Origin of the sequence: Pseudomonas serbica (assembly GCF_028823535.1) — a bacterium.
In the GTDB taxonomy this organism is placed as follows: Bacteria; Pseudomonadota; Gammaproteobacteria; order Pseudomonadales; family Pseudomonadaceae; genus Aquipseudomonas; species Aquipseudomonas serbica.
In genome coordinates this window covers 164,469-186,782 of the sequence record NZ_JAQIYM010000010.1, presented here as the reverse complement: position 1 = coordinate 186,782, position 22,314 = coordinate 164,469, and the positions used below count along the sequence as shown (strand labels likewise).

Annotated in this window: 22 protein-coding genes; 10 read left to right on the top strand and 12 right to left on the bottom strand. The window is 60.7% G+C overall.

Annotation, left to right across the window (positions count from 1 at the left end):
- Positions 1-3 precede the first annotated feature (3 nt).
- The 7 genes from mltB (at position 4) to NQL71_RS18140 (ending at position 6,513) form a co-directional block, all read left to right on the top strand.
- Positions 4-1,014, top strand: a complete 1,011-nt coding sequence (gene mltB / locus NQL71_RS18170; protein WP_046815845.1) for a lytic murein transglycosylase B — start codon at positions 4-6, stop codon at positions 1,012-1,014.
- Positions 1,014-2,021 carry a septal ring lytic transglycosylase RlpA family protein gene (locus NQL71_RS18165; RefSeq protein WP_046815844.1) on the top strand — a complete coding sequence of 336 codons (1,008 nt, stop codon included), beginning with the start codon at positions 1,014-1,016 and terminating at the stop codon, positions 2,019-2,021. The genes mltB and NQL71_RS18165 overlap by 1 nt, the downstream gene beginning before the upstream one ends.
- A gap of 185 nt (positions 2,022-2,206) precedes the next feature.
- Positions 2,207-3,364, top strand: a complete 1,158-nt coding sequence (locus NQL71_RS18160) for a D-alanyl-D-alanine carboxypeptidase family protein (protein WP_046815843.1) — start codon at positions 2,207-2,209, stop codon at positions 3,362-3,364.
- An 83-nt stretch (positions 3,365-3,447) separates the two neighbouring features.
- Positions 3,448-3,723, top strand: coding sequence for a DUF493 domain-containing protein (locus NQL71_RS18155; RefSeq protein ID WP_003215438.1), 276 nt, complete (start codon positions 3,448-3,450; stop codon positions 3,721-3,723).
- Positions 3,723-4,370, top strand: a complete 648-nt coding sequence (gene lipB / locus NQL71_RS18150) for a lipoyl(octanoyl) transferase LipB (protein ID WP_034148130.1) — start codon at positions 3,723-3,725, stop codon at positions 4,368-4,370. Before NQL71_RS18155 ends, lipB begins: the two co-directional genes overlap by 1 nt.
- A 1-nt stretch (position 4,371) precedes the next feature.
- On the top strand, positions 4,372-5,394 hold the full coding sequence (lipA, locus tag NQL71_RS18145; RefSeq protein ID WP_046815842.1) for a lipoyl synthase: 1,023 nt from the start codon (positions 4,372-4,374) through the stop codon (positions 5,392-5,394).
- 171 nt (positions 5,395-5,565) lie between these two features.
- Positions 5,566-6,513 (top strand): S66 peptidase family protein, encoded by a 948-nt coding sequence (locus tag NQL71_RS18140; RefSeq protein WP_274643081.1) that lies wholly within the window; start codon positions 5,566-5,568, stop codon positions 6,511-6,513.
- A gap of 120 nt (positions 6,514-6,633) precedes the next feature.
- Here the strand turns inward: NQL71_RS18140 and NQL71_RS18135 are convergent, their stop codons facing one another.
- The 5 genes from NQL71_RS18135 to leuS form a co-directional block, all read right to left on the bottom strand.
- Positions 6,634-7,956: a lytic murein transglycosylase gene (locus tag NQL71_RS18135; protein WP_274643080.1), complete on the bottom strand. Its 1,323-nt coding sequence runs from the start codon at positions 7,954-7,956 to the stop codon at positions 6,634-6,636.
- 62 nt (positions 7,957-8,018) lie between these two features.
- Positions 8,019-8,183 carry an alternative ribosome rescue factor ArfA gene (arfA, locus tag NQL71_RS18130; RefSeq protein WP_046815839.1) on the bottom strand — a complete coding sequence of 55 codons (165 nt, stop codon included), beginning with the start codon at positions 8,181-8,183 and terminating at the stop codon, positions 8,019-8,021.
- Positions 8,184-8,284: 101 nt separating this feature from the next.
- Positions 8,285-9,322, bottom strand: a complete 1,038-nt coding sequence (gene holA, locus NQL71_RS18125; protein WP_046815838.1) for a DNA polymerase III subunit delta — start codon at positions 9,320-9,322, stop codon at positions 8,285-8,287.
- 37 nt (positions 9,323-9,359) lie between these two features.
- Complete coding sequence (locus NQL71_RS18120) at positions 9,360-9,965, bottom strand: LPS-assembly lipoprotein LptE (protein ID WP_046815928.1); 606 nt, start codon at positions 9,963-9,965, stop codon at positions 9,360-9,362.
- 88 nt (positions 9,966-10,053) lie between these two features.
- The gene (gene leuS / locus NQL71_RS18115; protein WP_248687013.1) at positions 10,054-12,660 is read right to left on the bottom strand and encodes a leucine--tRNA ligase; all 2,607 of its coding nucleotides are present in this window, start codon (positions 12,658-12,660) and stop codon (positions 10,054-10,056) included.
- 280 nt (positions 12,661-12,940) lie between these two features.
- Between leuS and NQL71_RS18110 the strand changes: the two genes are divergently transcribed.
- Both NQL71_RS18110 and NQL71_RS18105 read left to right on the top strand, forming a co-directional pair.
- On the top strand, positions 12,941-13,261 hold the full coding sequence (locus NQL71_RS18110) for a hypothetical protein (protein ID WP_046815836.1): 321 nt from the start codon (positions 12,941-12,943) through the stop codon (positions 13,259-13,261).
- A 105-nt stretch (positions 13,262-13,366) separates the two neighbouring features.
- Positions 13,367-14,128 (top strand): YdcF family protein, encoded by a 762-nt coding sequence (locus tag NQL71_RS18105; RefSeq protein WP_077185811.1) that lies wholly within the window; start codon positions 13,367-13,369, stop codon positions 14,126-14,128.
- A 97-nt stretch (positions 14,129-14,225) separates the two neighbouring features.
- Here the strand turns inward: NQL71_RS18105 and lnt are convergent, their stop codons facing one another.
- The 5 genes from lnt to miaB form a co-directional block, all read right to left on the bottom strand.
- Positions 14,226-15,749, bottom strand: coding sequence for an apolipoprotein N-acyltransferase (gene lnt, locus NQL71_RS18100; RefSeq protein WP_046815834.1), 1,524 nt, complete (start codon positions 15,747-15,749; stop codon positions 14,226-14,228).
- Between the two features lie 16 nt (positions 15,750-15,765).
- Positions 15,766-16,605 (bottom strand): CorC family transporter, encoded by an 840-nt coding sequence (locus tag NQL71_RS18095; RefSeq protein WP_046815833.1) that lies wholly within the window; start codon positions 16,603-16,605, stop codon positions 15,766-15,768.
- A 5-nt stretch (positions 16,606-16,610) separates the two neighbouring features.
- Positions 16,611-17,105: an rRNA maturation RNase YbeY gene (gene ybeY / locus NQL71_RS18090; RefSeq protein WP_248687012.1), complete on the bottom strand. Its 495-nt coding sequence runs from the start codon at positions 17,103-17,105 to the stop codon at positions 16,611-16,613.
- Entirely contained in the window at positions 17,098-18,105 is a 1,008-nt protein-coding gene (locus NQL71_RS18085; RefSeq protein WP_046815832.1) for a PhoH family protein, read from the bottom strand. Before NQL71_RS18085 ends, ybeY begins: the two co-directional genes overlap by 8 nt.
- 204 nt (positions 18,106-18,309) lie before the next feature.
- Positions 18,310-19,638 (bottom strand): tRNA (N6-isopentenyl adenosine(37)-C2)-methylthiotransferase MiaB, encoded by a 1,329-nt coding sequence (miaB, locus tag NQL71_RS18080; RefSeq protein WP_046815831.1) that lies wholly within the window; start codon positions 19,636-19,638, stop codon positions 18,310-18,312.
- A gap of 135 nt (positions 19,639-19,773) precedes the next feature.
- Between miaB and NQL71_RS18075 the strand changes: the two genes are divergently transcribed.
- Positions 19,774-20,103 carry a DUF1820 family protein gene (locus NQL71_RS18075; RefSeq protein ID WP_008066015.1) on the top strand — a complete coding sequence of 110 codons (330 nt, stop codon included), beginning with the start codon at positions 19,774-19,776 and terminating at the stop codon, positions 20,101-20,103.
- A gap of 132 nt (positions 20,104-20,235) precedes the next feature.
- Here NQL71_RS18075 and NQL71_RS18070 read toward each other — a convergent pair whose 3' ends face one another.
- Together NQL71_RS18070 and hemL are read right to left on the bottom strand one after the other, a co-directional pair.
- A complete protein-coding gene (locus tag NQL71_RS18070; RefSeq protein WP_046815830.1) occupies positions 20,236-20,790 on the bottom strand; it encodes a tetratricopeptide repeat protein in 555 nt (184 codons plus the stop codon).
- Positions 20,791-21,015: 225 nt separating this feature from the next.
- On the bottom strand, positions 21,016-22,299 hold the full coding sequence (gene hemL, locus NQL71_RS18065; protein ID WP_046815829.1) for a glutamate-1-semialdehyde 2,1-aminomutase: 1,284 nt from the start codon (positions 22,297-22,299) through the stop codon (positions 21,016-21,018).
- Positions 22,300-22,314: the final 15 nt, after the last annotated feature.

Below are 22,314 nucleotides of genomic sequence, written 5' to 3'. Positions count from 1 at the left end.
TCAATGCAAGTAATGCGTGGCTGGGCGACTCGATACGCGCCATGGGTCGGCCTGGTAAGCATCCTTGGCACTGCGCCGCAAGCGTCGGCCGGCGATTACGAAGGCTCGCCCCAAGTGGCCGAGTTCGTCGGCGAGATGACCCGCGACTATGGCTTCGCCGGTGAGCAGCTGATGGGCGTGTTCCGCGAGGCGCAGCGTAAACAATCGATCCTGGACGCCATTTCGAAACCCGCCGAACGGGTCAAGCAGTGGAACGAATACCGGCCGATGTTCATCACCGATGCGCGTATTGCCCGTGGCGTCGACTTCTGGCGCCAGCATGAGGCCGTACTGGCCCGTGCCGAGCAGGAATACGGCGTGCCGGCGCAGGTAATTGTCTCGATTATCGGCGTTGAGACCTTTTTTGGCCGCAATACCGGTAATTTCCGGGTAATTGACGCCTTGTCGACCCTCGGTTTCGACTATCCTCCCCGTGCCGAATTTTTCCGCAAGGAATTGCGTGAGTTCCTGCTGCTGGCCCGGGAAGAGCAGGTTGACCCGCTGACCCTCAAGGGCTCCTACGCCGGCGCCATGGGCTTGCCGCAGTTCATGCCCAGCAGCTTTCGCGCCTACGCGGTGGACTTCGACGGAGACGGCCACATCAATATCTGGAACAACCCGGACGATGCCATCGGCAGCGTCGCCAGTTATTTCAAGCGCCATGGCTGGGTAGCCGGCGAGCCGGTGGTCAGTCGCGCCGATGTGCGGGGTGAGCAGGTGGACGAAGGTTTGACCACCGGTATCGAACCGACTAAAACCGTTGGAGAGTTGCGGGCCCTGGGCTGGTCAAGTCATGATGCGCTGCGCGATGATATGCCGGTTACCGCATTCCGGCTGGAAGGCGACAATGGCCCTGAATACTGGATGGGCCTGAAGAATTTCTACGCGATCACGCGTTATAACCGCAGCGTGATGTACGCCATGGCCGTACATCAACTGTCTGAACAGCTGGTCCAAGCACGGGGCGTCAAGTAATGCGGGCATTGCCTATGAATAAACCCCTGAAGCTGATGGCATTTGCCGCGTTGGCAGTGCTGGTCGCCAGTTGTTCGACCAGCCGCGCGCCGGCGCAGAAGTCGTCCACCGCCGTGCGCTCGGCGCCGGGGCTGGACATCAACCGTGCGCACAAGGATGGCGCGCCATGGTGGGACGTCGACGTTTCGCGTATCCCGGACGCCACGCCAACCCTGCACACCGGCCCGTACAAGGCCAACCCGTACACGGTGCTGGGCAAGACTTACTTCCCGCTGCAAGAGTCCAAGACCTACGTGCAGTCGGGTACCGCGTCCTGGTACGGCACCAAATTCCACGGTCAGAACACTGCCAACGGCGAAGTGTATGACTTGTATGGCATGAGTGCCGCCCACAAGACCTTGCCGCTGCCGAGTTACGTTCGGGTGACTAACCTGGACAACAACAAGTCCGTGATCCTGCGGGTCAACGACCGCGGTCCGTTCTACTCGGACCGGATCATCGACTTGTCCTATGCCGCCGCCAAGAAGCTCGGGTATGCCGAAACCGGCACCGCGCGGGTCAAGGTCGAAGGCATCGATCCGCAGCAATGGTGGGCAGCCAAAGGCCGTCCGGCGCCATTGATGCTCAATGAGCCGAAAGTCGCGCAGAATAGCGCCCCGGTGATCACGGCCTCGGCCGGCACCGTCGAGCAATGGACGCCACCGCCGCAGCAACACGCCGCCGCCGTTGTCCCGGTACAACTGGATGCAAAAAAAAACGCTTCTGCACCAGCGTCTGGCCAGTATCTGCAGGTGGGCGCGTTCGCCAACCCGGACGCTGCCGAGCTGCTGAGGTCCAAGCTCAGCGGGATGGTGAGCGCTCCGGTGTTCATCAGCTCGATCGTGCGCAATCAACAGACCCTGCATCGGGTACGCTTGGGGCCGATCGGTTCGCCGGGTGAAATCCAGCAAGTGCAGAACAGCGTGCGCCTGGCCAATCTCGGTTCGCCAAGTGTCGTGACTGAGTAATACGTAGAACTTGATTGACGGTTCATCTGCGGTTTTGGGGGGTGAACCAGGTTGTTGGCTCGTCGAAGAACAAAAGCCCGGCAAAGGGTGGCTGGAGTGAGCAACTGAACACGCGATAACCCGTTAGAAGGTTATTTGATTAGTTTTGCCTTCGGGCAGTTTCCATTAGCGATTTCGAGAGACGGATGAACATCACCACCTTTGCCAAACGCCTGTGCCTTCTAGTCCCGCTGCTCCTCTCGCCTGCCGCATTCGCGGTCGAGATGATGCCGTCCCCACCGCAATTGGCCGCCAAGGCCTACGTGCTCATGGACGCCAGCAGCGGCAACGTGCTGGTCGAAAACAATGGTGACCAGCGTCTGCCGCCAGCCAGCCTGACCAAGCTGATGACCGCGTACATCGCGACCCTCGAAATCCGTCGTGGCCAGATCGGTGAAAACGATCCGGTGACCGTCAGCGAAAACGCCTGGCGTACCGGCGGTTCGCGGATGTTCATCAAGGTCGGCTCGCAGGTGACCGTCAGCGACCTGCTGCACGGCATCATCATCCAGTCGGGTAACGACGCCAGCGTTGCGCTGTCCGAGCACATCGCCGGCAGCGAAGACGCGTTCGCCGACATGATGAACAAGACCGTGGCTGACCTGGGCATGACCAACAGCCACTTCATGAACCCGACCGGCCTGCCGAACCCCGAGCACTACTCGTCGGCTCACGACATGGCCGTGCTGGCCCGCGCGATCATCCACGAAGACCCGGCTCACTATGCGATCTACTCGCAGAAAGAGTTCTTCTGGAACGGCATCAAGCAACCAAACCGCAACCTGCTGCTGTGGCGCGACAAGACCGTCGATGGCCTGAAAACCGGCCACACCGACGAAGCCGGCTACTGCATGGTCTCTTCGGCCGTACGTGATGGCATGCGCCTGATCGCCGTGGTGTTCGGCACCAACAGCGAAGTGGCCCGCGCCGCCGAAACCCAGAAGCTGCTGACCTACGGTTTCCGCTTCTTCGAAACGCAGACCTTCTATCAGAAGGGCACCGAGCTGGCCCAGGCTCCGGTCTGGAAAGGCGCCACCAACCAGGTCAAGGCTGGCCTGGCTGAAGACCTGACCATGACCCTGCCAAAAGGCCAGCTGAAAAAGCTTGCCGCCAGCATGACCATGAACCCGCAACTGATTGCGCCAATCGCCAAGGGCGACGTGATCGGTAAAGTCGAAGTCAAACTGGAAGACAAGGTGGTGCACAGCGCCGACCTCATCGCCCTGGATGGCGTAGAAGAGGGTGGTATCTTCCGTCGCATGTGGGATAGCATCCGTCTATTCTTCTACGGCTTGTTCAACTGATAGTGTGCACCAGCATGGCCCCGCGCTGACCCGGCGTGGGGCCTTGCCGTCGCCACGGCTTACGCTTACGAGGCCGTTACGCCATGACCGATACCGAAGTAAAGGCGCCCAAGATCGAATTCCCCAACGTTGATTACCCGGTTAAGGTGATCAGCGATACCGGTGTGGGCAACAAGGACAAGATCATCGAGATCGTCAAGAAACACGCGACGATCAACCATGACCGCGTGGATGAGCGCCAGAGCACCAACGGCAAGTACACCACGATCCAGTTGCACATCGTTGCGACCGACCAGGACCAGCTGTACAACATCAACAGCGAACTGCGGGCAACCGGTTTCGTGCACATGGTGCTGTGATGTCCGGCACGCTGGGCTTTCGCGAGCTTGGCCAGATGGCTTACGAGCCGGTCTGGCATGCCATGCAGCGCTTCACCAACGAACGGGGCAGCGACGCTGCCGACGAGATCTGGCTGGTCGAGCACCCGCCAGTCTTCACCCAGGGCCAGGCCGGCAAGGCCGAGCACCTGCTGCTGCCGGGCGATATCCCGGTGGTGCAGGTCGACCGCGGTGGCCAGGTGACGTATCACGGCCCCGGGCAACTGGTGGCCTACCTGTTGCTGGATGTACGCAAGCTGGGTTTCGGCGTACGAGACCTGGTGAGTCGCATGGAGTCATGCCTGATCGAGCTGCTCGCCAGTTACGGCGTGACCGCTGCGGCCAAGCCGGATGCGCCGGGTGTGTATGTCGATGGAGCGAAAATCGCTTCCCTGGGTCTGCGGATCCGCCACGGTTGTTCCTTTCACGGCCTGGCCCTGAACGTGGACATGAACCTGGAACCGTTTCGACGGATTAATCCCTGCGGCTACGCCGGGCTGGCGATGACCCAGCTGAGCGATCACGCAGGATCGATTGAATTTGCCGAGGTTAGTGCCCGGCTGCGCGCGCAGCTCGTCAAACACCTCGACTATGCTGAGCAGACGACCCTGACGGGCGGAATCGACTGATATGACTACTGATGCAGTGCAAACCATGATCCCGACGCTCGATGTCTCCGAGCGCCCGGCCCCGCGTGCCAAGGTTGAAGCCGGCGTCAAGCTGCGCGGCGCCGAGAAGGTTGCACGCATCCCGGTAAAGATCATTCCGACCACCGAACTGCCGAAGAAACCGGACTGGATTCGTGTGCGTATTCCGGTCTCTCCGGAAGTCGACCGCATCAAGGCCCTGCTGCGTAAACACAAGCTGCACAGCGTGTGCGAAGAAGCTTCCTGCCCGAACCTGGGCGAGTGCTTCTCCGGCGGCACCGCGACGTTCATGATCATGGGTGACATCTGCACCCGTCGTTGCCCGTTCTGCGATGTCGGCCACGGCCGTCCGAAGCCACTGGACGTCAACGAGCCGGAAAGCCTGGCCATCGCCATCGCCGACCTGAAACTCAAGTACGTGGTGATCACCTCGGTCGACCGCGACGACCTGCGCGACGGCGGTGCCCAGCATTTTGCCGACTGCATCCGCGAAATCCGCAAACTGTCGCCGAACGTACAGCTCGAAACCCTGGTCCCGGACTACCGTGGGCGCATGGACATCGCCCTGCAAATCACCGCTGCCGAGCCACCGGATGTCTTCAACCACAACCTGGAAACCGTGCCGCGCCTGTACAAGGCTGCGCGTCCGGGTTCGGACTACCAGTGGTCGCTGACGTTGCTGCAACGCTTCAAGCAGATGATGCCGCACATCCCGACCAAATCCGGCCTGATGCTGGGTCTGGGCGAAACCGACGAAGAAGTCATCGAGGTCATGAAGCGCATGCGCGAACACGACATCGACATGCTGACCCTGGGCCAGTACCTGCAGCCGTCACGCAGCCACTTGCCGGTGCAGCGTTTCGTGCACCCGGACACCTTCGCCTGGTTCGCCGAGGAAGGTTACAAAATGGGCTTCAAGAACGTTGCTTCCGGCCCCCTGGTACGCTCCTCGTACCACGCCGACGAGCAGGCGAAGCTGGTCAAGGCCGAGTTGATGTCGTCCTGATTCGGCCATGAAAACACAGCCCGCAACGTTCAATCGGCCTTGCGGGCTTTTTTTGCGTGTCTCACAACGACATCGGTCTTTTCCTGCGACTACGCGATGCTTGATCCGCTTCTGTTTATCTACGTTCCTGACTAATGTGTGTTTGATGCTTTCACGCAGGGAGATCCATGGATGAACGCAAGACCTGACCCGACGCTCATTCCCCACACCCCTGTACCGGCCTTGCCGATGAAAGGGCTGATCGGTGTTATCGCGCCAGCAGGTCCGGCCGCGCTGGACACCAAGAAAGCCATCGCCTGGATGCGTGCTCGCGGTCATTCACTGCGGATATTTCCCGGGGTGTTCGAGAAGGATGGCTACCTGGCCGGCAGCGACGATGTGCGACTCAACGACCTGCACGCCGCGTTCATGGACCCTGAGGTCGATGCGATTATTTGCCTGCGCGGCGGATACGGTACCCCTCGGTTGCTGGATCGCATCGATTTCCAGCTGCTGCGCCAAAATGCCAAGCCATTCATTGGCTATAGCGACATCACCGCGCTGCACCTGGCGATCAGCCGCTACGCGGGTTTCGTGACCTTCCATGGCCCGCTGCTCAACGCCGATCTGCTGGGCGAACGGCTGCCACCGACCGAGTCCTCGTTCTTCAACATGCTCAGAGGGCAGTGCAGGGCTGGTATGGTGCTTACCCACCCGGTTGGCCGCCCTTTGACCACGATCGTGCCGGGTGTCGCTTTTGGGCGCCTTCTAGGTGGCAACCTGTCGATGATTGCCGCGACCATGGGCACGCCTTACGAGATTGATGCTGCAGGTGTCATTCTGTTTATCGAGGACATCAACGAGCCGCTGTATCGCATCGACCGGCTGCTGACCCATCTGCGCCTGGCGGGCGTATTACGCAAGCTGCGCGGGGTTCTGGTGGGTGATGTAGCGGGGGTAGAGCCGCAGGCTCTGGATCGATTGCTCAAGCAGACCCTGGAACCCTTTGGCATTCCGGTGCTGTCCGGGTGGCGCAGCGGGCACTGCAATCCGAACCTGACGTTGCCAATGGGCGCCTTGGTGAAGCTGGATGCAGGGAACCAGCAACTGGTTCTGGAACAAAACGTCGTCAGGCGGTAGGAGCAAGCTTGCTTGCGATGGTCGTAAAACGATTGCGCGTTTTTACCGGTTAAACGCAGCGATCTCGGGTCCATCGCGAGCAAGCTCGCTCCTACAGTGGATAAGGAGTGGATAAGGCGCTTAGCGGTTGCGCAATCCTTCCAGCAACTTGTGCGTCGGATAACCATCCGCCGGCCAGCCAAACGACTGCTGGGCGCTGCGGATCGCCTTGCGGGTATTGGCGCCAATGATTCCGTCGGCAGTGCCCGCGTCGTAGTTCTGGGCACTCAACAGATTTTGCAGTTCGATCCGCTCGGTGCGGCTCAGGGGCAAATCGTCCTTGGGCCACGTGCCGCTGATCAACCCTGCGCCATTGAAGCGCTCGGCCAGCAGGCTCACCGCCAGGGCGTAGGACGACGAGTTGTTGTACTTGAGAATCGCACGGAAGTTGTCCAGCACCAGGAAGGCCGGGCCGCGATAGCCTGCCGGCAACAGCAGCGCTGCGGACAATTGTTCGGAACCTGCCGGGAACTGGCCGCCATTGGGCAGGACCACACCCAGTTGCCGCCATTCGGCGACGCTCTTGCGAATCGAGCCATCGGCGAGGACGTAGTCGAAACTGCCTGGCAGTTGTACTTCAAAGCCCCATGGCTGGCCTTTTTGCCAGCCGGAGCTTTGCAGGTAGTGGGCAGTCGACGCCAGGGCGTCGGTGGCGCTTCCCCAGATATCGCGGCGACCGTCGCCATCGAAGTCCACGGCGTGGGTGTTGTAGGTGGTCGGGATGAATTGGGTCTGGCCCATGGCGCCCGCCCAGGAACCAAGCATTTTATCGGGTTCGATATCGCCTTGCTGGAGGATTTGCAGGGCGGCGATCAATTGCGCGTGAGCGAAACCGGGGCGACGCCCTTCGTAGGCCAGGGTGGCCAGTGAGTTGATCACCGATTTGCTGCCCTGGAACTGGCCGAAGTTACTTTCCATGCCCCACACCGCAACCAGGGCCTGGCGGTCGACGCCATAGCGCTGCTCGATGCTTTGCAGGATGCCGTTGTACTGGTCGACCAGTGCCTGGCCTTTGCGAACGCGCAGTGGCGAAAGGGCGCCATCGAGGTATTCCCACACCGGTTTTGCGAATTCCGGTTGGCTACGGTCGGCGCGGATTACGCTCGGGTCGAAGCTGACATTGGCGAAGGCGCGGTCGAACAGGTCGGCACGGATCCCGGCGGCCAGGGCGTCCTTGCGAAATCCCGCCTGCCATTCGGCGAAGGTCTGGGTTGGCTGGATGTCGAGACTTTCGCCAGTCGGAACCACAGGTGGAATAACCGCTGGGGCGGTGGCAACAGGCAGTGACTGAATCGGCTGGGCGTCGGCGGCGGTGGGTTTTTCCGCGCAGGCGACGAGCAAAATGAGGCTGGAGGCAGCAATCAATTGGCGAAAGTGCCAACGACGGGAAAGACAAAGGGGCATGCACGGGTCCAGGGAAAACGAATCAGATACAGACCTTAACATGTTGAGCGGATGCTTGCCTTTCAGGCCGCCAGAAAGTAAGAAGCCTCCCAGTTGTCAGACTGGAAGGCTTCGCGGCGGTAACTGCCTTTGCCCTTGCCGGGGCGCTCCTGGCGACTACGGAACAATGGCTGGGCGACGATGGATTTGGCCTTGTTGGGGCCGTGTCTGGACGGCTTTTTGCTCATGATGGGCTCTCGCAAGTGAGGGGTTTTTGCGGGACAAATCATCGGCTGAAGTTGGGCGGCTGTCTATAGCGCAAATGCACGTGTGTTTTGTAGGACGAATCTTATTCGGCAGGTAACGACAATCGCTGCCCGGCCATCAACAATGTCAGGCGACTCAGACTCATCCACGGCGAACCCGCCGCCTGGCCCTTGATCTGCGCGTCGATGCGCTGGGCTTCGAGCAACAGTTGCGCCCAGCGTTGTGCCGAATAGCGTTGCAGGGCTTTGCTCATCAGCGGTTTACGTTTGTCCCAGACCGGCGGCCTGGCCTGGCTGAAGGCCTTGTCCAGTGGCGTGCCTTGGCTGTACTGCAACGAAATGTTGGCCAGCAGGCGCAGTTCCCGGGCCAGTGCCCAGAGAATCACCGGAGGCTCGACACCTTCACCGCGAAGCCCTTCGAGCATGCGCAGTGCGTGGGCGGCTTCGCCGTTGAGAATGGCGTCGGTCAGGCCGAAAACGTCGAAGCGCGCACTGTCAGCCACCGCAGCCTGTACGGTTTCGATGGTGATCTGGCCGCCTTCGGCCATCAGCTTGAGTTTTTCGATTTCCTGGGCAGCAGCCAGCAAGTTGCCCTCGACCCGGGCAGCGATCAGCTCAACGGCGTCCGGGCTGGCGGACAGTCCGGCCTGGGACAAGCGCTGACGGATCCAGCTGGGCAACTGGTTGGCATCCACCGGCCAGATCTGGACGAATTGGGTCTGTTGGCCTTCGACCAGCGCCTTGCCCCATTTGGTTTTCTGCGCGCTGCCATCGAGCTTCGGCAGGCTGATCAATAGCAGGGTGTCTTCGGCCGGTCGCGAGCAGTACTCGATGAGTGCGGCGGCACCTTTATCACCGGGTTTGCCGGAAGGCAGGCGCAATTCCAGCAGGCGTTTTTCGGCGAACAGCGACATGCTGGCGCCAGCTTGCAGCAAGGTACCCCAGTCGAAACTGGCGTCGGCGGCGAACACCTGGCGTTCGTCGAAGCCTTGTTGGCGGGCGGCCGTGCGGATGGCGTCGGCAGCTTCCTGACACAGCAAGGGATCGTCGCCACTGATGACGTAGACCGGCGCGAGGGCGCCTTGCAGGTGTTTGGCGAGTTGGGCGGGAGCGAGCTTCATAAGCGGGCAAACGGGGCGCCAGGGCGCCCCGTAAGTCTTACTGCTGAGGCAGTTCGAGAGGCGACTGACGAGGCGTTTGCGCCTCAGCCTTTTGCGCCGCTTCCAGCGCCGCGGCTTCCGCCTTGGCCTTGGCTTCGGCTGTCTGCTGCAACTGGTCGAGTTGGGACGGCGTGAATTGCTGCAGGCGCAACATCATGCGTTGAACCAGCTCGCGACGCATTTCACGGCGAGCATCGCTGGCCTCCTGGTCGGAACCTACCAGGTTGTTGCCGTCATGGATGAACACCTTCTGCACTTCGAGTTTGTCGCTCAGCAGGGGCAGGTTGCCCTGGCCGCGAATGTCATAGTTGAGCACTGTGCTCAGTTGATACTCGCCCGTACGACCGGCGCCGGCGTAGCTGAGGATACGCTGGGATTCCTGCTGGTTGGTCAGGATGAGTTTATAAGGGGCGCCGTTGTAGACCTTGACGCCGCTGCTTACCAGCATCTGGCGCAGTTGCGTCACGGTTTCGCCGTAAGCGTCGCGGGCGCTCACGTCGAGTTCCTTGATCGCCAGTTCGGTGGTGCCGGTGCCACGCAGCTGGAAGCCGCAGGCGCTCAACAGGACTGCGAGGCCTATCACCAGCAAGTTGCGTTTGATCATTGTGTTGCTCCCCTTGAAACCATGTGGGCCAATCGAGCGGCCCGAAAGGTTTTGTTCGGCGCCTGGCATGGCCAGGCGCCTGATCCAATTAGCTGGCGACGATGTTGACCAGTTTGCCGGGCACCACGATCACTTTGCGAATGGTCAGACCATCGACGAAGCGCAGCACGTTCTCGTTGGCCCGTGCGGCGGCTTCGACTTCTTCGCGACTGGCACTGGCCGGCATTTCGATCTGGCCGCGCAGCTTGCCGTTGACCTGGATGACCAGCGTCAGGCTGTCCTGCACCAGCGCGCTCTCGTCCAGCACCGGCCAGGCGGCGTCGATCACCGGATCGGCGTGACCCAGTCGATTCCACAGTTCGTGGCTGATGTGCGGGGTGATCGGCGCCAGCAACAAGGTCACGGTTTCCAGGCCTTCCTGGACCAGTGCACGATCCTGTTCGGTGTCTTGCGCGGCTTTTTCCAGTACGTTCATCAGCGTCATCACCTGGGCGATGGCGGTGTTGAATTTGTGGTTCTGGCCGACGTCGTGGCTGGCCTGCTTGATGGCCTGGTGGATCGAACGGCGAATGGCTTTCTGCTCGTCGTTCAGGCCGGCGACGTCCAGTTTGCCCGGCAGGCCCTGGGTGACGTGCGCTTGAGCCAGGCGCCAGACGCGCTTGAGGAAGCGGTGCGAACCTTCGACACCCGAGTCGGACCATTCCGCGCTCATGTCCGGCGGCGAGGCGAACATCATGAACAGCCGGCAGGTGTCGGCGCCGAACTGGTCGATCATCGACTGCGGGTCAACGCCGTTGTTCTTCGATTTGGCCATCTTCTCGGTGCCACCGATTTCCACCGGCAGGCCGTCCGCGATCAGCTTGGCGCTGATGACCTTGGCTTTGCTGTCGCGTTCGAGCTCGACGTCCGCCGGGTTGAACCAGGTGTAGGCACCGTTGGCTTCACGACGGTAATAAGTCTCGGCGATCACCATGCCTTGGGTCAGCAGGTTCTTGAACGGCTCGTTGGAGCTCACCAGGCCTTCGTCGCGCATCAGCTTGTGGAAGAAGCGCGCATAGAGCAGGTGCAGAATCGCGTGTTCGATGCCGCCGATGTACTGGTCGACCGGCAACCAGTGGTCGGCCGCGGATTTTTCTACCAGGCCGCCTTCAAAGTGCGGCGAGGCGTAACGAGCGTAGTACCACGAGGACTCGACGAAGGTGTCCATCGTGTCGGTTTCACGCTTGGCAGGCTGGCCGCATTTCGGGCAGCTGCACTCGTAGAACTCGGGCATGCGTGCCAGTGGCGAACCGGCGCCATCGGGTACGACGTCTTCTGGCAGTACGACAGGCAGTTGATCTTCCGGCACCGGCACGTCGCCGCAGGTGGTGCAGTGGATGATCGGAATCGGGCAGCCCCAGTAGCGCTGACGGCTGATGCCCCAATCGCGCAGACGGAATTGGGTGCGCGAGGCGCCCAGTTCTTTCTTGATCAGCGCGACTTCAATGGCGTCGAACGCGCCGGCGAAGTCCAGGCCGTCGAACTCGCCGGAATTGATCAGCGTGCCGTGTTCGCCGTAGGCGTCTTGCCATGGCGCCGGGTTGGTGTCACCGGAACTGGTGCGCACTACCGATTTAACCGGCAGGTTGTACTTGTGGGCAAACTCGAAATCGCGCTCGTCGTGGGCCGGAACAGCCATGACCGCGCCGTCGCCGTAGTGCATCAGCACGTAGTTGGCGACCCATACCGGCAGTTTTTCACCCGTCAGCGGGTGCTCGACGAACAGGCCGGTTGGCAGGCCTTTTTTCTCCTGGGTGGCGACGTCGGCTTCGGCGACGCTGCCGCCTTTGCATTCGGCGATGAACGCTTGCAGCTCAGGGTTGTTCTTGGCGGCGAGGGTGGCCAGGTGGTGCTCGGCAGCCACAGCGACGTACGTCGCTCCCATGAGTGTATCCGGACGGGTGGTGAAGACTTTCAGTGCGCCGGTTTCGCCGATGGAGTCGACGTTGTACGGGAACTGCACTTCCATGCCGCGGGATTTGCCGATCCAGTTGCGCTGCATGGTCTTGACCTGTTCAGGCCAGCCCGGCAGGTCGTCGAGGCTTTCCAGCAGCTCATCCGCGTAGGCGGTGATCTTGAAGTAGTACATCGGGATTTCGCGCTTTTCGATCAGCGCGCCGGAACGCCAGCCACGGCCGTCGATCACTTGCTCGTTGGCCAGGACAGTCTGGTCGACCGGGTCCCAGTTCACGGTGCCGCTTTTTTTGTAGATCACACCTTTTTCGAACAGGCGGGTGAACAGCCATTGTTCCCAACGGTAGTAGTCGGGCTTGCAGGTGGTCACTTCGCGCGACCAGTCCACCGCCAGGCCCAGGCTGCGCAGCTGGGTCTTCATGTAGGCGATGTTCTCGTAGGTCCACTTGGCGGGCGCTACGTTGTTCTTCATCGCGGCGTTTTCCGCCGGCATGCCGAAGGCGTCCCAACCCATGGGTTGCAGCACGTTCTTGCCCTGCATGCGCTGGTAGCGGGAGATCACGTCGCCGATGGTGTAGTTGCGCACGTGCCCCATGTGTAGCTTGCCGCTGGGGTAAGGGAACATCGACAGGCAGTAGTAGGTCTCCTTGCCTGGCTGTTCACTGACTTCAAAGGACTTTTGCTCGTCCCAGAATGACTGGGCGGCGGCTTCGATTTCACGGGGCTGATATTGTTCGTGCATGGCTACTTTTGAACTGAATAGGGGTGGCCTAATCCTCTTCAATGCGACGCTGGACGGTGATCGCGCCAATTCGGCGTTTCGGTGTCCAGAGGAGCTGGAAGTGGAGTTACAGGAAGCGCCGTAGCATACATGACCGCACTCTATCGAGGGAAACCCTGATTACTGCCGTGCGTCTCGCAAAAACCGCTGCGAGGGCCGTTGGTCGCGGCGTCCAGCCGGTTTGTCGATGGAAGCTAAGCTCTAACTGGGGAGTAGGTCTTATCTTCCAATGAGGTGAGGGATGGTTGAGTCACGGCAGAAAGTTACAAAACCGGAGTTGTACGAAAGACTGATCGATCGTTTGGGCATGGCCCTTGATGCAGCCAAAACAGCTGGTCGGCTGCGCGACGAACGCCCTTTGGAACTGGAGTTGCGGGGCCTGAGCCCCGCAGAGTTTGCACTGGTCAAGGCGTACCTCGATCGCAGTGAGCGTGAGACGCAGGGATGCTTGTCTGAGGCAGTGAAGCAACTCGACGCACCACGTTCGGCCAAGATCATCTGGCTCAAGGACAAAATACCTGGCAGAGACGCGGTAAAGGTCCGGTCCCTGCAGTTCAAATAAGGCATAGAGCCATGCTCCACGGTTTTTTGAAGCATAGTCCTTCCGTATTTATTGTCGCAATGCGTCAACCCACTTAGGCTTCGGGCATCTTTGAGGAGATGCCCGATGCCTTTTCGCTATTTCGTTAAACACCTTCTGATGCCGCCCGGCGTTCTAATCCTGTTGTTGGTGCTTGCCTGGTGGCTGCGCCGCTCAAGGCCGCGCCTTGCCGGTGGGTGCTTTGCGCTGGGTGTGGGTGGCTTCTGGTTGATGAGCCTGCCGGTGATGGTGCAATGGGGCGCCGGGCTCCTTGAGCGTGAAGCTCCCTTGGCTCGTGACGAATGGGCAACCTTGGCCCAGCGCGCCGATGCGATCGTGGTGCTGGGGGCCGGACGCGAACGGGGTGATCTGGCCTGGGGCAGTGACCAGCCCACCGGAGTGGCCCTTGAGCGAATGCGCTATGCCGCTCGCCTGGCCAAGGCTTCGGGCTTGCCGATATTGACCAGTGGCGGTTTGCATTACGGCACACCGCCAACTGAAGCCAAATTGATGGCTGAGTCGTTGCGCGATGATTTTGGCGTGGCGGTGCGTTGGCAGGAAGGCCAAAGTCGAACCACCTGGGAGAACGCGACATTCAGCGCCGAGGTCTTGTTGCCTGAAGGCATCAAGCGCGTGGTGGTGGTCACTCAGGCCTGGCACATGCCTCGAGCGGTCTGGAGTTTCCACAAGGCAGGTTTTGAAGTGGTACCAGCGCCAGTGGGATTCCTGAGCGTCAACAACGGCGAGCCACTGGGTGGCTGGATGCCGGAGTTCAAGGCGATCTGGCGCAACGGACAGTTGTTGAATGAGGCGGCGGGACAGATCGGTTATTGGTTGTTTTACCGTTGACCCCGTTCTGTAGGAGCCGGCTTGCCGGCGAAGGCGTTCTTCGCTGCGATGCGGCGACCCGACAAGCCAGCTCCTACAGGGTTCATGCGTCGTCGGTCTAGACCGTCTTGGCCATCCGGCTGGCAATCAACGCCCAGCCAAACAGCAGCACACAAACAATGATCAACGGCCACGACCGCCATTGCAGGTAAGGCGTCAGGTTGTGCATCGGGACCACTTCGCCATACAGAATGCCGCGCTCGAACTGCGGGATCTGCGCGGTGATCTGGCCAAATGGGTTGATCAGGCCGGTCACGCCATTGTTGGTGGCGCGAATCATCCATCGTCCAGCCTCGAGTGCACGCATCTGTGCCATCTGCAAGTGCTGCAGCGGGCCGATGGACGTGCCGAACCAGGTGTCGTTACTGATGGTCAGCAGCAGGTCGCTTTGGGCGGCAAGGCCGGCGGCGAACTCTGGGTACACCACTTCGTAGCAGATGTATGGTGCAATCTGGTAACCCTTGGCTTGCAACATGGCCTGGTCGGAAGGGCCCCGTGCAAAGTCCGACATGGGCAGGTCGAAGAACGCGATCAGGCCTCGCAGCACATCCTGCAACGGCACGTATTCGCCGAACGGCACCAGCTTCTGCTTGAGGTAGGTGCCATCGCCTTCGCCGACTACGGTAATGCCGTTGTAGAAGCGTTTCTGCTGGTGGACGACTTCGCGGATAGGCACGCCGGTAATCATGGCCGAATCCCGCTCGGCTGCGAATTTACCCATCATGTCCAGGTAGCCCTGGGCCGACTCCTTGAGCACCGGGACCGCAGTTTCCGGCCAGATCAGCAAATCGACCCGTTTCGAACTGAAGCTCATGTCGCGGTACAGCTCCAATTGCGCGTTGAGCTGCGCCGGGTCCCACTTCATGCTCTGTTCGACGTTGCCCTGGATCGCCGCGACGCTCAACGGCGCACCGGAGGGGCTGGTCCAGGCGTGCTGCTTGAGCGCCATGCCGGCTACCCACGGACCTGCCAGCAGCACCACGCCCACGGCGATGAAACCTTTGCGTCCCGTGCGTACCAGGCGCATGGCGTTGTAGATCAATGCCGCAGTCAGGGCCAGGGTGAAGGATATCAGCCACATTCCGCCGACAGGCGCGAGCCCGGCCAAGGGGCCGTCCAGTTGGCTGTAGCCGGAGTAGAGCCATGGGAAACCGGTCAGGAACCAGCCGCGAAATGCCTCCTGGCCGACCCATAGCGCAGCGAATGCCAGGGTGTCCGCCAGCGGCGCTTCGTTGCGCCGCAGCCAGCGCGCCCAAATCCAGGCGGGCAGGGCGAAGAACCAGGCAATCGCCGCCGTGAAGATCAGCATCAGGAAACCGGCCAGCAGCACTGACGCACCGCCGAAGTGATGAATGCTGTAGTAGATCCAGCTGGTGCCGGCGCCAAACAGGCCGAAGCCGAAACACCAGCCTCGCCCCAGGGCCTGGCGTGGATTCAGTTCACGCAAGCCGGCATAGAAAAGCCCGACCGCCAGCAGTGCCAGTGGCCAGATATCGAACGGCGCCAGGGCCAGGGTGGTGATTGCACCGGCCGCCACGGCCAGCAGGTTACCGGGCCAGCCGGGGCGGGTTGTCCAGCGCATTTCAATCCTTAGGTTTTTACCGGGCGATAGGCGTCAGTCGCAGCAAATGAATCCGCCGACTGTCGGCGTTCAGGATGCGGAAGCGATAGGCGCCGATTTCAGTGATTTCGTTGCGTTTTGGCAGGTGTCCGAACGCGCTCATCACCAGGCCGCCAACGGTGTCGAACTCATCGTCGGAAAACTCGCTGTCGAAGAACTCGTTGAAGTTCTCGATCGGGGTCAGGGCCTTGATCAGGAAGTCGCCGCTGGGCAGTGGCTTGATGTAGCTGTCTTCTTCGACGTCGTGTTCGTCTTCGATATCGCCGACGATCTGTTCCAGTACGTCTTCGATGGTCACCAGGCCTGCCACGCCGCCGTATTCGTCAATGACGATGGCCATGTGGTTGTGGTTGGCGCGGAATTCACGCAGCAGTACGTTCAGGCGCTTGGACTCCGGCACGAAAGTGGCCGGGCGCAGCAGGTCCTTGATGTTGAAACTGTCGCCGTTCTCCCTGAGGATCAACGGCAGCAAGTCCTTGGCCAGCAACACGCCCATCACGTCATCGTGGCTTTCGCCGATTACCGGGTAGCGGGAGTGGGCCGAGTCGACCACGGCGGGGAGGAACTCGCGAGGTGTCTGGGTCGCCTTGATGCTGACCATCTGTGAGCGCGGGACCATGATGTCCCGTACCTGCAGGTCGGCAACCTGGATAGCGCCTTCGACGATGGCCAGCGCTTCGCTGTCCAGCAGTTTGTTCTGGTGTGCATCGCGCAGCAGCTCCAGCAGCTCCTGGCGGTTCTTCGGCTCGTGGGCAAAAGCCTGGGTGAGCTTACCCAGCCAAGACTTCTGCCCGTTGCTCGATCGATCTTCGCTCATAGCGATTACTCTGAATCCTTTGTTGTTTCGGTAGGGGATGTTTCGATTTCGTCGTCCGCGTACGGATCGGGATAGCCCAGTTCTGCAAGCAACGTTCGTTCCAGTGCTTCCATCTCTTCGGCTTCGTCATCTTCAATATGGTCGTAACCAAGCAGATGCAAGCAGCCGTGGATCACCAGATGCGCCCAGTGGGCCTGGAGTGCCTTGCCCTGCTCGGCGGCTTCACGCTCGACCACGGCTACGCAGATCACCAGGTCGCCCAGCAGCGGGATGTCGAGAAACTCGTCAGGCACATCTGCAGGAAACGACAAGACGTTGGTGGCGTAATCCTTTTGCCGCCAAGTGTTATTCAGCTCGCGACCTTCGGCCTCGTCGACCAGGCGAATGGTCATCTCGGAGTCGGCCGTGCGCTGGCGCAGGGCCAGCTCGCACCATTGGCGGAACTCGGCTTCGCCAGGGGCAGGCGCTTGGGTCGCGATTTGCAGATCAAGCTCAAGCATCGCGTCGGCTATCCCTGGCGGCAGCATCATCGGCCGCCTTGGTTTCGAAGCGCTCGTAGGCTTCGACAATCCGTTGCACCAATGGATGGCGCACAACGTCCTTGGGCTGGAAGTGCGTGAAACTGATGCCCGGCACGTCCTTCAAGACTTCGATCACGTGGTGCAGCCCGGACTTGGTGCCGCGAGGCAGGTCGACCTGGGTGATGTCACCGGTGATGACGGCCGTGGAGCCGAAGCCGATCCGGGTCAGGAACATCTTCATCTGTTCGACCGTGGTGTTCTGGCTTTCGTCGAGGATGATGAAGCTGTTGTTCAACGTCCGGCCACGCATGTAGGCCAGTGGCGCAACTTCGATCACTTGGCGTTCGATCAGCTTGGCGACGTATTCGAAGCCGAGCATTTCATAAAGCGCGTCGTAGAGCGGACGCAGGTACGGGTCGATTTTCTGCGACAGGTCACCGGGCAGGAAACCGAGTTTTTCACCCGCTTCGACCGCCGGACGCACCAGCAGGATGCGCCGGATCTGTTCGCGTTCCAGCGCATCTACCGCACAGGCGACGGCCAGGTAGGTCTTGCCAGTACCGGCCGGGCCGATGCCGAAGTTGATATCGTTACCGAGGATTTCCTTCACGTAGCGCAACTGATTCAAGCCGCGAGGGCGAATCATGCCTTTTTTGGTGCGCAGGGCGACGGAGGCTTCGGCGGGGGAGTGGTTGTCCAGCTCTTCGACGGCGGATTCCTGCAGGAACAGGTGCACCATGTCCGGCGACAGCTCGGTACCCTTGGTTTCCCGGTACAGGCGGCGCAGGAGGTTTTCCGCGGAGGTGGTGTGTTTTGGCTCGCCGATCAGCTCGAACTGGTTTCCGCGGTTGCGGATCTCGATGGTCAGGCGCTGTTCAATCAAGCGCAGATGCTCGTCGAATTGCCCGCACAGATTGGCGAAGCGGCGAGCCTCAAAGGGCTCGAGGATGAAACGATGTGGTTCGATGGGTGCGTTCAAGGTCGTATTTAGCCGCCCTGGGGCAATTGGGATGATTCAAGGATAGCGCCAGTGGCGCGGGTGCGAAAGCTCTTAAATATTCCAGCTTCAAACACCGTCCCCTGTGGGAGCAAGCCTGCTCGCGAATGCGGTGTGTCAGCCCCGTTAATGTCGACTGGCACGCCCTCTTCGCGAGCAAGCCCGCTCCCACAGGGATCTTCGGCGTTACTGGATCAGTGAGCCCCGCAGCGAGTGTGGCTGCGCGGCGTCGATATGCACATCGGCGAACTGGCCGATCAGGGTCGGATTATCGCAGCGGAAGTTGACGATACGGTTATTCTCGGTCCGGCCTTGCAGCTCACCGGGGTCTTTCTTGGAATAATCGGTAACAAGAATCCGCTGAATCGAACCGACCATTTGTCGGCTGATCTCGAAACCCTGCTGGTTAAGGCGATGTTGCAGGGCGTTCAGGCGCTCTTTCTTCAGTTCTTCCGGCGTCTCGTCGGCCAGGTCGGCGGCGGGTGTGCCCGGGCGCTGGCTGTAGACGAACGAGTAGGAGAAGTCGAAGCCGACGTCCTGGATCAGCTTCATGGTCTGTTCGAAGTCTTTTTCGGTCTCGCCGGGGAAGCCGACGATGAAGTCCGAACTGATGCATATCCCCGGCACGGCGGCGCGCAGTTTGCGCAGCTTGGATTTGTATTCCAGCGCCGTGTGGTTGCGCTTCATCGCCGCGAGGATGCGGTCCGAGCCCGATTGCACCGGCAGGTGCAGGTGTTTGACCAGTTCCGGAACGTCGGCATGGGCCTGGATCAGGCTGTCGGAGAATTCCAGCGGGTGCGAGGTGGTGTAGCGGATGCGGTCGATGCCATCGACTGCGGCGACCACGCGGATCAGTTCGGCCAGATCCGCCAGGCGACCGTCGTGGGTCTTGCCGCGATAGCCGTTGACGTTTTGCCCGAGCAACGTCACTTCTCGCACGCCGTGTTCGGCCAGGTGAATGATTTCGGCAATCACGTCATCGAACGGACGGCTGACCTCTTCACCGCGGGTGTAGGGCACAACGCAGAACGTGCAGTACTTGCTGCAACCTTCCATCACCGACACGTAGGCGCTCGGGCCGTCGATGCGCGGCTCTGGCAAATGGTCGAATTTTTCGATTTCGGGGAACGAGACGTCGACTTGCGGCAGCTTGCTGCTGCGTGCGGCGTCGATCATTTCCGGCAGGCGGTGCAGGGTCTGCGGGCCGAACACTACGTCGACATAGGGCGCGCGATCGCGAATGGCGGCGCCTTCCTGGCTGGCCACGCAGCCACCGACGGCGATCACCATGTCCGGGTTGGCCAACTTCAATTCGCGCCAGCGGCCCAGTTGGGAATAGACACGATCCTGGGCGCGCTCGCGGATCGAGCAGGTGTTGAGCAGAATCACGTCGGCATCTTCAGCGCGCGCGGTGACTTCCAGGGCCTGGTGTTCGCCCAGCAGATCGACCATGCGCGAGCTGTCGTACTCGTTCATCTGGCAACCGTGGGTTTCGATGTAAAGCTTCTTGGCCATGGAGAGAGTCATCACGTGATTCAAAGAACCGCGCATTATAGGGAACATGTACTCAGGTTCCTACCGCTGCGCGTCTGGCGGCTATGCTATAGTTCGCGCCCTCATTTTTATCCCTCGATGTGTTGCTCGCCCACCATGACCAAACGTGAAGCTCCAATCTACAAGGTGATTTTCCTCAATCAGGGCCAGGTGTTCGAAATGTACGCCAAGCAGATCTATCAGAGCGATCTGTGGGGCTTCCTGGAAGTGGAAGAGTTCGTCTTTGGCGAGCGCACACAGGTAGTCGTAGACCCGAGCGAAGAGAAGCTCAAGGCGCAATTCGAAGGCGTCGTGCGCAGTTTCGTGCCGATGCATTCGATCGTGCGTATCGACGAGGTCGAGCGCCTGGGCACACCGAAAATCAGCGAAGCCCGCGGCACTGTCGGCAATGTGATGCCGTTTCCGGTGCCGATGCCTGAGAAGTAAGGCTCAACGCACTCTTCGCGAGCAGGCTCGCTCCCACAATGGATCTTCTGCGAACACGATATTTGTGAACACCAGAAATCAACTGTGGGAGCGAGCCTGCTCGCGAAGGGGTCAGACAGATCAATACAGAAATCAGGGAAGCGGCGCGAACGGCGTACGCCCATCGGCGCTCTGCAATTCCATCAGGTATTTGCGGAAAATCTGCCCAAGCACCTGAGTGGCGACTTCCAGTTCCTGGCGGGGCATTTTCTCGGCCACTTCGTCGGCGGTGTCCAGCGCTTCTTCTGCGCCATTGACCGCGGCCATCTTCAGCACGATATACGCCTGAATGTTATTGGCCGGTACGCCTTCGCCATGAAAGAACATGGTGCCGAGTTTGAATTGTGCCTGGGCGTGGCCTTGCAGCGAGGCCTTTTCGAAGTAGCTCAGGGCTTTATTGAGGTCCCGTGGCGCGTTTTTACCGTCGTAGTAGAACTCACCCAACTCGTATTGCGCTTGAGCATCCCCTTCATCAGACGCTTTCTGGCAGGCGGCGAGTGCCTGGGCCAGGTCTTGCGGCTCGGTATTGAGGGTGCAGCGACCCATCGCTGGGATTAACAACGAGTTACCGCCTGCTTGTGCGAGCGCGAGCAGGGGCTGAAGGAGCAACAGGCAGCCCAGTGAAAGGGCGCGGCCGGTGCGGTTCATGGGAATCGACTTACCTCTGAGGGGCGCGCGGACCCATCGAGGGGATCCAATAAGCGCGCATTATGAAATAAGCAGGGCCAACCTTACAAAGTCTTTACTCGTTTTTCTGCTGCGCGGGAAATATATCGCCCACTTTGCAGGGGATTATTAGCAGATGAGTAGAAAAAAGGGCAGGAGCGTAAGTAAAAGCTGACGCCGGCAATGGCCGGCGTCAGCGCAACAGCGTTACTTCAGTGCTGCAAATGCGCGCTCGGCGGCATCCAGGGTGAGTTTCAACTCGGCGTCGCCGTGGGCGATCGAGGTGAAGCCGGCTTCGAAAGCGCTCGGCGCCAGGTAGACGCCACCTTCCAGCATCAGGTGGAAGAAGCGGCCGAACAAGGCTGCGTCGCTGGCCATCACGTCATCGAAGGTCACGATGTCGTCGGCGCCACTGAAGTACAGGCCGAACATGCCGCCGGCCTGTGTGGTCACGAATGGAATGCCGGCCGCATCGGCACGCACTTGCAAGCCGTCGAGCAGGCGAGTGGTGTAGTCGGTCAGTTCGTCGTGGAAGCCGGGACGGCTGATCAGGCGCAAGGTGGTCAGGCCCGCCGCCATTGCCAGTGGGTTACCCGACAGTGTACCGGCCTGGTAGACCGGACCCAGCGGGGCGATGCGCGACATGATTTCGCGCTTGCCGCCGAAGCAGCCCACCGGCATGCCGCCGCCAATGATCTTGCCGAAGGTGGTCAGGTCCGGCGTCACGCCGTAGTGAGCCTGGGCGCCGCCGAGGGCAACACGGAAACCGGTCATCACTTCGTCGAAAATCAGCACTACGCCGTGCTTGTCGCACAGGCTCCGCAGGCCTTCGAGGAAGCCTGGGGCCGGCGGCACGCAGTTCATGTTGCCGGCGACCGGCTCGACGATGATGCACGCCACGTCCTGGCCGACTTCGGCGAGCATGGCCTCGACGGCGTCGATGTCGTTGAACGGCAGGGTCAGGGTGTGCTTGGCGAACGCCGCGGGCACACCCGCCGAGCTCGGCACGCCCTGGGTCAGGGCGCCGGAGCCGGCCTTGACCAGCAGGCTGTCGGAGTGGCCGTGGTAGCAGCCTTCGAACTTGATGATGCTGTCGCGACCGGTGAAACCACGGGCCAGGCGAATGGCGCTCATGGTCGCTTCGGTGCCGGAGCTGACCATGCGTACCATTTCCATCGACGGTACGAGCGAGCACACCAGATCAGCCATCTGGGTTTCCATCTCGGTCGGCGCGCCGTAGGACAAGCCGTGTTCAAGCTGCTTGCGCACCGCGTCCAGGACGTCCGGGTGGCTGTGGCCGAGGATCATCGGGCCCCACGAACCGACGTAATCGACATAACGCTTGTCGTCTTCGTCGGTGACGTAGGCGCCTTCAGCGTGCTTGAAGAACAACGGCGTGCCGCCAACGCTCTTGAACGCGCGAACCGGCGAGTTCACACCACCGGGAATGTGTTTCTGGGCATTGGCAAACAGCGTTTCGGAACGAGACATGATCGGGCTCTCAAA